Source organism: Psychrobacter sp. (assembly GCF_030457785.1).
GTDB lineage: Bacteria > Pseudomonadota > Gammaproteobacteria > Pseudomonadales > Moraxellaceae > Psychrobacter.
In genome coordinates this window covers 1-10077 of the sequence record NZ_JAKDUI010000083.1, presented here as the reverse complement: position 1 = coordinate 10077, position 10077 = coordinate 1, and the positions used below count along the sequence as shown (strand labels likewise).

The following is a 10077-nucleotide window of genomic DNA, read 5'->3' as shown; positions in this document are numbered from 1 at the left end:
TTTACAGAGATTAATATCTAGTTTTACACTTTGGCTATTTATTGACAACAAAAAAGACTGGCAATAGCCAGTCTTTTTCATCTCGAACAACTTGTCTATTAAGAGGGTTGCTGAGGTTGTTGCAAGTCCAGACCTTCCGTGCATTGCTGCAAGTCTTGTTGCATTGCTTGGACATAAGGCAGGTTTGAAGGATCTTCTTGATTTTGCGCGTAACTCTCGATTTCCCACATTTGACCGATGGTCATTTCGCTACGGACGTCGACGGTGCAGTTACATAGTTCTGTAGCATCGCTCTCGTTCGCGATTTGATTTTCGACTGCGCCAGCGATGCAGGCGTCGATGTTACTTTGTTTGATATCAGCAGCATTTGCTTGTGGCATCGCAACAGCAGCAGCTAGGGCTAGGGGAAGTACTGACAAAATTTTCATATATATCCTCTTATAGGTGGTGGCAGTTTTATAAACGGTATATTTTCATGCTATCACGTACGGATAGATGGTTGACTCACATGCGTACACAAATATATAAGCGATGTGGAAGTCTATAACTTACGGTAGATATTGGTTCCCATACCATAACAAGTATTTTGATCAAAATATAATGAAGCCGTGCTGTGTTAATGCAAGCGATTGTTTCGCAAATGTTGATTAGTATTGTATCTTTGCGACATTTGCCGTTGTCGTGCTGATTAAGGCTGGTAATGGGTTGGGTCTTCGATGCCCGCTTGTTCGAACCCTTGACGGCGTAGTGAGCAACTGTCACAAACGCCGCAGGCTAACCCATCATTATCCGCGCGATAGCAAGAAATGGTTTGGCTGTAGTCCACGCCCAATGATAGACCAAGCTCAATGGTTTTTGCCTTCGATAGCTTTTGTAATGGTGTTTGGATTGATAGTTGGTGACCAGTAACGCCTGCCTTGGTTGCCAAGTTGGACATACGTTGAAAGGCGTCAATATACTCTGGACGGCAATCAGGATAACCCGAGTAATCAACGGAGCTGACACCGATGACGATATGATTGGCTTCGGTTACTTCAGCCACTGCCAGTGCATAAGACAGGAAAATAGTGTTACGCGCTGGCACATAAGTATTGGGAATAGCGTCGTTATCGATTTCGTCGTGCTTTTTATCAGGAAACTTATCCGTGTCGCCGTCAGGAACGACCATGCTGTGGTCAGTCAGTGAAGAGCCACCTAGCTGCGCGATATCTATGTCGATAATGCAGTGATTGACTCCGGCACTCTGAGCAATGGCTTTGGCTGCTACAAGCTCACTGTTATGACGCTGTCCATAGTTAAAGCTAACCGCCGTTACAGAAGCGTAGCAAGCCTTCGCCCAATACAAGCAAGTCACTGAGTCAAGCCCGCCCGATAATAGTACGACAGCATTTTGGTTTTTATGCAGGGCAGGTAAGCTTTCATCAGCTGCTTGATTTTGTGCTTGATGGTTAGTGGCGTGTTGCGGGGTAGCGTTAGTCATATTGGTATCTATTATTGGTTTGCGAAAAACGTTTATTTTAGCAAAAATACGACCACTACTGAACCATGAGATGATGATTCTGGCATCCCTAAACTAATATCATTAGACGGATAAAACAAAAATCATTTGCCTGTGAGTATCTAATTAAGGTGTTAAATTAACGTCATATTTTCAAACCCTTAGCAAAATTTGTTATAATCCTTGCTTTTAAAGCACTCGTGCTAAAATATTTTTTGCTGGGCGCTTCTCGGCAAATAACTTTTGTATAGATATTGAGTAATTTATGACTGCAGAGACCTTATTTATCCCAAAAACCATGCCTGATTTTGATAATAATTCAGCAGATGCAGACTTAAATAATGATGTTTTGCATACAGATAGCGCAGAGTATGGTGATGTTGCTGACGATGAGATGAAAAAAGGCAGCAGTGCTACTAAAACAAAAGCAGCCACTGAGTCAGAACAGTTTCGGAAACTACAAAAAAAGCTTCGTCGTCAGGTATCATGGGCGATTCGAGATTTTAATATGATCGAAGATGGTGATGTGATCATGGTCTGTGTGTCGGGTGGCAAAGACAGTTATACGCTGTTGGATATTTTACTGCTACTTAAACGCATCGCGCCGATCAGTTTTGATATCGTCGCGGTCAATCTAGATCAGAAGCAACCTGGTTATCCGGAAGACATTTTACCAGACTATCTGAATGAGCAAGGAATTGCGCACTATATCTTAGAAAAAGACACGTATAGCATCGTGAAAAGTGTGGTGCCAGAAGGCAAAACTTACTGTTCAGCGTGTTCTCGCTTGCGCCGTGGCTCTCTGTATGGCTTTGCTAAACAAATTGGTGCGACTAAAATTGCCTTGGGTCATCATCGCGATGACATGCTGGCAACTTTCTTTTTGAACTTATTTCATGGTGGTGCGCTAAAGTCGATGCCACCTAAACTGCTCAGTGATGATAAGCAAAACTTGCTGATTCGCCCGTTGGCTTATGTAGAAGAAAAAGACATCATAGAATATGCACGTCTAAAAGCATTTCCGATCATTCCTTGCAACCTATGTGGGAGTCAAACAAATCTACAGCGAGCTATTATCAATGACATGTTACGCGAGTGGGATGATGCGCATCCACAGCGTTTGGCATCAATTTTCAAAGCCATGCAAAACGTAGCACCCTCACAATTGGCAGATCGTGAATTGTTCGACTTTGAAAAGTTGAGTCTTGATCGTGATGGCCAAGAGCGTTTGTTTGAAGGAGATAATATCCAGGCGGGTCAGACTGATAGCTTGGCAGAGATTGGTTTGCCAGTTTCACCAGAAACGCAGAGGTTTAATCCAAAGTTTGCTGATAAGCAGCCAAAACAAGTATCAAATAAAGCGTCAAACCAAGCGTTAAATCGAAAGTCAAACCAAGCGTCAAATAAAACGATGGAAGATGATGGTTCCGCACAAAAAATACCAACGATTAACCCTGTTATTTAGCATTCAGACGTGAGCTGTTATTAATTAATAGCGCTGAAATTAAAAAAGTATCAATAAAAAAACCAGCCATTCGTAAGAGATTGGCTGGTTTTTTTTAATTAGTAGTGCGTATAGCAGTGATATTGGTGATGATTAACTTTCAGAAAAGACAGATAACGGTTCGAAGCTTACTTCTGCTCGAGGTAATATGGCTACGTCTTGCATTCGCCAGTCGTTTTGCCCGTCATTACTGACTTGCAGGTAATACTTCGCTTTTAATGGGTCGAGATCAACTTGTGCACTGTATTTATTTGCTTCTTGATGCTGTAGTACCACATCACGATCTTTCTTTATGTCAGTTGCATGAGATATAGACAGCTCTAATGTCTCAGGATAGACGAGTGGTGTGCCATTTAGCAGCTCATCTGATTGCAAGCTCTGTTCAGGGTAGTTCAAATAAAATACGATGTCACCATTGTCAGCAAGCTGCATTTGACCGTGCAAGTCCAAATCATATGTCAGTTTGTCACGTGATACGTCCTGATAGAGTGTTTTACCGTCCATATACCAGTCGTCACGCACCACACTATCACGGATTTGGTAAGAGTAATATACAAACCAAATACAAGCGATAACGACGACTGCTGGCATGCCAATCACAAAAATGACAACCATGTAATTTTTGTACCATGGCTGAGTATCTTGATGCTTAAAGTTTGGTGCAGGATCAGACATAAAATACCTATTATTCAGATACCTTGATTATTGGATATCATAAATTGTATCAATGGGTAATCTGACGGCTTAATGCTGCCAGCTTGATAATAAAGTGTCACTTGCTAGCCGCTTGCTAACAAGTGAATGATATAAGAGTATGCTAGCTACTTAACTTTCAATCAACAGTTTTCTGTGAACTATTGACCTTGAGTGGTAAAGATATTTTGTTTGCTCACTTGGTACTGTCCGTCTTCGCTCGTCACGTTTAAGGTTACCGGCGTTTGGCCAAACTCGATCACATCAGGATCACCAAAGATACTCATAGGCATATCAAAGCTTTCGCCAGCCTTTAGCTCCAAATTGTTAAATCGAAGCTCTAAACTCAAGCCGTCTTGTGGAGCCAGAGTGACCTGATAAGTATGCAGCTCTTGGGTCTTATTGGTCAGTTTGACAATATAGCTGTTTTCGATCATTCCTTCGTTATTGACAGAAGACAGTTGATTACGGTCACGACGGATATCAATCTCTAATGGCACACGGTCGGTCAGTGCAAATACGACGCCACCACACAATATGGTCAATAATGCCAAATAAGCAAATAGACGTGGGCGGAACAAACGACTAGGCTCTTTTTCAGTCAGTTGGCGTTCTGTCGTATAGCGGATAAGTCCGCGTGGCAAGCCAACTTTATCCATGACGTCGTTACAAGCATCAACGCAGGCCGCGCACTGAATACAAGCGACTTGCAACCCATCTCGAATATCGATACCAGTGGGGCAAACCTGTACACACATTTGGCACTGAATACAGTCACCCAAATGATCAGCATTCGCGTTCTTTTTGCGAGCACCGCGAGGTTCACCACGTTCATAGTCATAAGAAACGATAAGCGTATCTTTATCAAACATCACGCTTTGAAAGCGACCATAAGGACAGATTTGGACGCACATCTGCTCACGCATATATCCAGCATTGGCATAGGTCGCAAAGGTAAAGATAAACATCGATACCCATACCCAAGTTGGCCAATCAGGAAATGGGATAAAGCCAATAAACTGCCAACTCTGATACAGGAACTCTGTTCCAGCCACATAACTGACAAAGGTAGATGCCGTAATGACCGAAAATACGAGCCAAATAAAGTACACTATTGAGCGTTTTAGGGCTTTCTCGACGCTCATTGGTTTTTTGTCAAACTTTATGCGTTTATTACGATCACCAATGACCCATTTTTCAACATGTTGATAAAGGTGAGTCCAAATGGTTTGTGGGCAAGCATAACCACACCAAACACGACCTGCATACACTGTCACCATGAATAAGGTGAAGGCCGCAATAATAGCAAACGCTGCGATAAAGTAAAAATCTTGGGTCAAAAATGTCATGCCAAAAATATAGTAATGCTGCGATGGAACATCAAACCATATCGCTTGCCTACCATTGTATCGTAGCCATGGTAACAATAAAAAAGCTGCTAATAGCGCATACATCGTGATAATACGAATATTCTGATAAAGCCCTTTGACAAACCTAGGATGAACACTGTATTTAGTGGCATCAAGATCGACTTGCTGTACAGGGATTTTATTGGGTTGTTGTTCTGACATAAACGTGCCTCTTTAAAAAAAGAATCAGTCTGCTGGCATGATGAACAAACACCTATGATATTAGGATGTATGAGTGTGCAATGTTCTCAATGTCAGTAAGTAGAAGAGAGGGCGTGAACATGAATTTCGCCAATCAAACTACCAAATGATCTGGGGTAAATAACTTAGTAAAGGTATATGAGGGTTGGTTTTAGATGTGCTTTACAAGCCAAACCTAAGCATCAGTATTTTACCACTATCCCTACTATAAGTGTGGTGATAATTATAAATTATTAATCAGCATATAGGCAGTGTTGCAAGGGAGGTGGGGTTATTTGATTGCATAAAATTGGTCGCTTTATCTACGAAATAACTCATCCTTGAGAGTTGGAAACTCACCGATGATAAGTATACGTTTAAGCGAGCTAAGATCTATTGCACTCAGTAAAAAAAAAGGGAGGACTGTATTGACAGCCCTCCCTTTATTCAGCTTATCTTTTCAATGAAATCATAACGCTTAAGTTAGATATCAGTTTCTTCAGTAGCAGTAACGGTTGCATCGGTATCTGCCTCTTCGGTACTAGTATCTTCTACAGCGACTTCAGCAGCTGCTTCTGACGTACCGCCAGTTGGAACTGGTGAGTCTGATAATGAGTAAACATAGGCAGCAAGGAGGATGATGCGCTCGTTACCCAATTTGGTCTGCCATTCAGGCATAACGCCAGCACGACCATGACGTATTGTCTCGCGGACGCTTTCGCGATCGCTACCATACAACCAGATGTTGTCAGTTAAGTTAGGAGCACCAGTTGAAATCATACCTTTTGCGTCAGCACCATGACAAAGCACACAGTTGGTTGGCTCGTTGAAGATTACCTCGCCCTGGGCTACTTGAGTCTGATTCAGATCATAGTCCTCTCGGTTACCAGAAATAGATAAAACATATTCGGCTGCCGCACGCACGCCGTCTTCACCGATTTGATCTCGCCAAGCTGCCATACCACCAACACGACCATTATGAAGCGTCGTCAAGATATTTTCAGGTGCACCGCCGTATAACCAGTCATTATCGGTCAAGTTAGGATAACCCAAGGCGCCTCTGGCGTTTGAACCATGGCAAACAGAGCAGTTCTGTAAGAACAAGCGGCTACCGACCATTAAAGCATTCTGATCTTCAGACAACGTCTCAACATAAGGAGCGAGTTCAGTTATCTTTCCATCAATTTGCGCTTGTAAATCGGCTGGCGGATTGTCGCTTTGACGCATGGTTGTCTGCATACTAGCTAGTGTCGCTAGGGTAGACGTAGCACCACTAGCGCCAGCGCCTGCCAAGATGTTTTGCTCAAAGTTGTCAGTGAAGACTTTGTTATTACTTTCAAGCTCACTACTCAGCTCATTATGAGAGGTCCAAGGTACAGTCTCACCGTCAACTTCTACCGTTGCGATACCATCCCAGTGTGCTGGGAACATTGCTGGGAAAAATACCCAGTAAGCGACGCCCCAGACGATTGAGCCAAAAAATATCACCAACCACCATTTAGGAAGCGGTTTGTCGTATTCTCGGATACCATCATATTCATGACCAGTAGTACCGTCTTTCTCAACGTCTGGCTTGTATTTTAATACAAACACCAGAACGCCAAGTATAAAAAGCCAGCAGGCGAAACTGAATAGCGTGATCCAAGAACTCCAAAAAAATGTCATCGTTTATCCTTATTGCGCTGCTCTTCAGACAGAGACTTAATATCCTCGTCATCAAGCGCAAGTTGTGCATCTTCTTCGAAGCGTTTTTTATTTTTTGGCGAATACGCCCACCATGCAACACCTATAAAGGCAATAAAGGCAGAAACGGTCGCAATTGTTTGTAATTCACCAATACCCATTAGCGCTGTCCTTCCATTGCTGTGCCTAATTGCTGTAGATAAGCGACTAGGGCATCAAGTTCGGTGGCACCAAGAACTGCATCTGGTGCTCCTGCGATATCATCTTCAGTATAAGGAACACCAAAGCGATCACGGAATAAACGCATTTTAGCTTGAACGTTTTCACCATCGACTTCGTTTTCAGCAAGCCAAGGGAAACCAGGCATAACTGATTCAGGCACCAATGAACGCGGTTCGATCAAATGCTGCTTTTGCCAATCTTCAGAGTAACGGCCGCCCACACGTGCCAGATCAGGTCCAGTACGTTTTGAACCCCATAAAAATGGGTGATCCCATGTTGACTCTGCAGCACGTGAATAAGGTCCATAACGCTCAACCTCTGAACGCAATGGGCGAATCATTTGGGTATGACAAACGTGACAACCTTCACGAATATAGATGTCACGACCTTCGAATTCTAAAGCAGTCCATGGTTCCATAGAGGGAAGGGGCGCGTTTACGCCGCCTTCTTCAAGGCTCTTGTTATCATAGATTAATGGTACGATCTCAACTAGCGTTGCAAAGCTAATAGCAATGACGATACCAATGACCAACAAGCCTGTATTTTTTTCAATAATTTCATGCGGTGTACCAGCCATGATTGCTCCTTATACGTTAGCTGTCGATGGTTTTTCGGCACTAGATTCATGATTCGTCGGATCAGCGGCATCTATAAGCTTGCTTTCAGGCATCTTCAGTGTTTTATAGCAGTTGTAAGCCATCACAAACATACCCGATACATATAAGAATCCACCAAAAGCACGACCAATATAAGGGTAGTGTGAGAATTCAACTGTATCAACGAAACTATATACCAAAGTACCGTCTGGGTTGGTCGCAAGCCACATCATGCCTTGACCAATACCTGAGATCCACATGGATACAATATAGAAGATTGTCCCTGCAGTTGCTAGCCAGAAATGCGTGGTGATTAAGCTGATAGAGTACATTTTTGGTTTGTTATAAATACGTGGTAACAATACGTATAGCGAACCAATAGTAATCATACCTACCCAGCCAAGCGCGCCCGAGTGTACGTGTCCTACAGTCCAGTCAGTGTTGTGCGATAGTGCATTGACGGTCTTGATAGACATCATCGGACCTTCGAATGTCGACATAGCGTAGAATGACAAGGCAACAATCATGAAGCGAATGATCGGATCGGTACGTAGCTTATCCCAGCTACCTGATAGCGTTAGCACGCCGTTAATCATACCACCCCAAGATGGTGCAAACAGGATGATAGAAAAGACCATTGCTAAAGACTGTGTCCAATCTGGCAATGCTGAATAATGTAGATGGTGACCACCAGCCCACATATATGCAGCAATTAATGCCCAAAAGTGAACGATAGATAGACGATATGAATAAATAGGACGTCCAATCTGTACTGGAACGAAATAATACATCATCCCAAGGAAGGCAGCCGTTAAGTAAAAGCCTACTGCATTATGCCCGTACCACCACTGCACCATTGCATCAGTCGCACCGCCAAATAACGAGTAAGACTTAAATAGGCTAACTGGAATGGCCATACTGTTTACGATATGAAGTAATGCAATCGTAATAATGAAGGCTGCAAAGAACCAGTTAGCGACATAAATGTGTGAGGTTTTACGCTTGATAAGTGTGCCGAAAAAGACAATGGCATAAGATATCCATACCAATGCGATTAAGATATCGATTGGCCACTCAAGTTCAGCATACTCTTTGGTTGAAGTGACACCCATGGGCAAGGTAAGCACAGCTGATACGATAACTGCTTGCCAACCCCAAAAGGTAAACCAGGCCAAATAAGGTGCGAACAACCTTGTCTTACAGGTTCTTTGAACAATATAGTAAGACGTTGCGAACAGGGCAGAGCCACCGAACGCAAAAATAACCGCATTGGTATGTAGCGGTCTTAAACGACTAAATGTCAGCCATGGGGTGTCAAAATTGAGTGATGGCCATGCTAACTGTGAAGCAATGAACACACCAATACTCATGCCGACGATGCCCCATACTACGGCCATTATCGTAAAAAATCTTACGATAGTAATTTCATATTCACGGTCCACTGGGGCGACTGCTGTGTTTTGTAAACTCATTGGATGATTCCTTTACAGCCCGAATTATCAACAGAATTAACTAAGTGTTTGCGATACCTATGCTCTAATGAGTTATAGACGCGGTATATGCTGTTTTGGCTTGTTTATTACCATTACGTTATTAACTATCAATCTAAGCTTTAACCTCACACCATATCAATAGATAAAAAACGTCTTTAAACGCACCATACTATCTATTTAGTTGGTCGGAAGGGAGAATGTTAATAAATCGTAAAGGTGAATAAAGCAGACGCGGTATTATTAATCATCAAACATCTAATGAGGTAAAATACTTATCTTAATTACTACTTAGATCTCTGTACTAATGAAGATAGATACCAAAATTCATAGGGTCTTAAAATGCAGTGACCATAATAGATATATGCTAGCGGCGGCTGACAAAAAAACATATTTACGTAATGTTTAGTTAAAACTCCTGACTCTGTTTAAGGGTATTGTAACGCAATCCTGATGAAATATCATCAGAACTCTGTGGCAAAATAAAAACTCTTGGGTAAAGATTTCAGTTACAGGCTTGTTATTCAGCCGATAATTGACCATTTTATACGCAATTCCATTACTATTCCAGAAAAAGCAGGTTGTGAAACAAAAGGAAGGCTCCATCATAGGCGTAGAGGTAGGCCGATATCGTAGTGACAGCGGCAATAGTAAGCAATATAAATTGGTTTTACTTATTATCGTGTCGACCCTTATAATGTAGGTGAAGATGGCTGATGAGAGTACGTGCTTATTTAGCTGCTATCAGTAGGTTTTTATAAAATCATATACAATTTGGCTAGGGTTTAAATTTACTTTAGCA

General features: G+C 42.3%; 9 protein-coding genes. 1 reads left to right on the top strand and 8 read right to left on the bottom strand.

The window, feature by feature from the left end; translation table 11 throughout:
• Positions 1–98 precede the first annotated feature (98 nt).
• Both L0J61_RS05740 and queC read right to left on the bottom strand, forming a co-directional pair.
• Complete coding sequence (locus L0J61_RS05740; RefSeq protein WP_301465374.1) at positions 99–428, bottom strand: hypothetical protein; 330 nt, start codon at positions 426–428, stop codon at positions 99–101.
• 260 nt (positions 429–688) lie between these two features.
• The gene (gene queC / locus L0J61_RS05735) at positions 689–1405 is read right to left on the bottom strand and encodes a 7-cyano-7-deazaguanine synthase QueC (protein WP_301465375.1); all 717 of its coding nucleotides are present in this window, start codon (positions 1403–1405) and stop codon (positions 689–691) included.
• Between the two features lie 358 nt (positions 1406–1763).
• On the opposite strand from queC, the gene ttcA reads away from it, so the two are divergent.
• Positions 1764–2963, top strand: coding sequence for a tRNA 2-thiocytidine(32) synthetase TtcA (gene ttcA / locus L0J61_RS05730; protein ID WP_301465373.1), 1200 nt, complete (start codon positions 1764–1766; stop codon positions 2961–2963).
• A gap of 132 nt (positions 2964–3095) precedes the next feature.
• Here the strand turns inward: ttcA and L0J61_RS05725 are convergent, their stop codons facing one another.
• The 6 genes from L0J61_RS05725 to ccoN all read right to left on the bottom strand — a co-directional run bounded on the left by L0J61_RS05725 (position 3096) and on the right by ccoN (position 9257).
• On the bottom strand, positions 3096–3677 hold the full coding sequence (locus tag L0J61_RS05725) for a FixH family protein (RefSeq protein ID WP_301465372.1): 582 nt from the start codon (positions 3675–3677) through the stop codon (positions 3096–3098).
• A gap of 179 nt (positions 3678–3856) precedes the next feature.
• Positions 3857–5266, bottom strand: a complete 1410-nt coding sequence (gene ccoG, locus L0J61_RS05720) for a cytochrome c oxidase accessory protein CcoG (protein WP_301465371.1) — start codon at positions 5264–5266, stop codon at positions 3857–3859.
• Between the two features lie 501 nt (positions 5267–5767).
• Positions 5768–6949: a c-type cytochrome gene (locus tag L0J61_RS05715; protein WP_301465370.1), complete on the bottom strand. Its 1182-nt coding sequence runs from the start codon at positions 6947–6949 to the stop codon at positions 5768–5770.
• The gene (locus tag L0J61_RS05710; protein ID WP_144297129.1) at positions 6946–7128 is read right to left on the bottom strand and encodes a cbb3-type cytochrome c oxidase subunit 3; all 183 of its coding nucleotides are present in this window, start codon (positions 7126–7128) and stop codon (positions 6946–6948) included. Before L0J61_RS05710 ends, L0J61_RS05715 begins: the two co-directional genes overlap by 4 nt.
• Entirely contained in the window at positions 7128–7766 is a 639-nt protein-coding gene (gene ccoO, locus L0J61_RS05705) for a cytochrome-c oxidase, cbb3-type subunit II (protein ID WP_301465369.1), read from the bottom strand. The genes L0J61_RS05710 and ccoO overlap by 1 nt, the downstream gene beginning before the upstream one ends.
• 9 nt (positions 7767–7775) lie before the next feature.
• Entirely contained in the window at positions 7776–9257 is a 1482-nt protein-coding gene (gene ccoN, locus L0J61_RS05700; protein ID WP_301465368.1) for a cytochrome-c oxidase, cbb3-type subunit I, read from the bottom strand.
• Positions 9258–10077: the final 820 nt, after the last annotated feature.

Coding starts and splice junctions, on each gene's coding strand:
- L0J61_RS05740 (WP_301465374.1), bottom strand. CDS start 428: ATGAAAATTTTGTCAGTACTTCCCCTAGCCCTAGCTGCTGCTGTTGCG.
- ttcA (WP_301465373.1), top strand. CDS start 1,764: ATGACTGCAGAGACCTTATTTATCCCAAAAACCATGCCTGATTTTGAT.
- L0J61_RS05725 (WP_301465372.1), bottom strand. CDS start 3,677: ATGTCTGATCCTGCACCAAACTTTAAGCATCAAGATACTCAGCCATGG.
- ccoG (WP_301465371.1), bottom strand. CDS start 5,266: ATGTCAGAACAACAACCCAATAAAATCCCTGTACAGCAAGTCGATCTT.
- L0J61_RS05715 (WP_301465370.1), bottom strand. CDS start 6,949: ATGACATTTTTTTGGAGTTCTTGGATCACGCTATTCAGTTTCGCCTGC.
- L0J61_RS05710 (WP_144297129.1), bottom strand. CDS start 7,128: ATGGGTATTGGTGAATTACAAACAATTGCGACCGTTTCTGCCTTTATT.
- ccoO (WP_301465369.1), bottom strand. CDS start 7,766: ATGGCTGGTACACCGCATGAAATTATTGAAAAAAATACAGGCTTGTTG.
- ccoN (WP_301465368.1), bottom strand. CDS start 9,257: ATGAGTTTACAAAACACAGCAGTCGCCCCAGTGGACCGTGAATATGAA.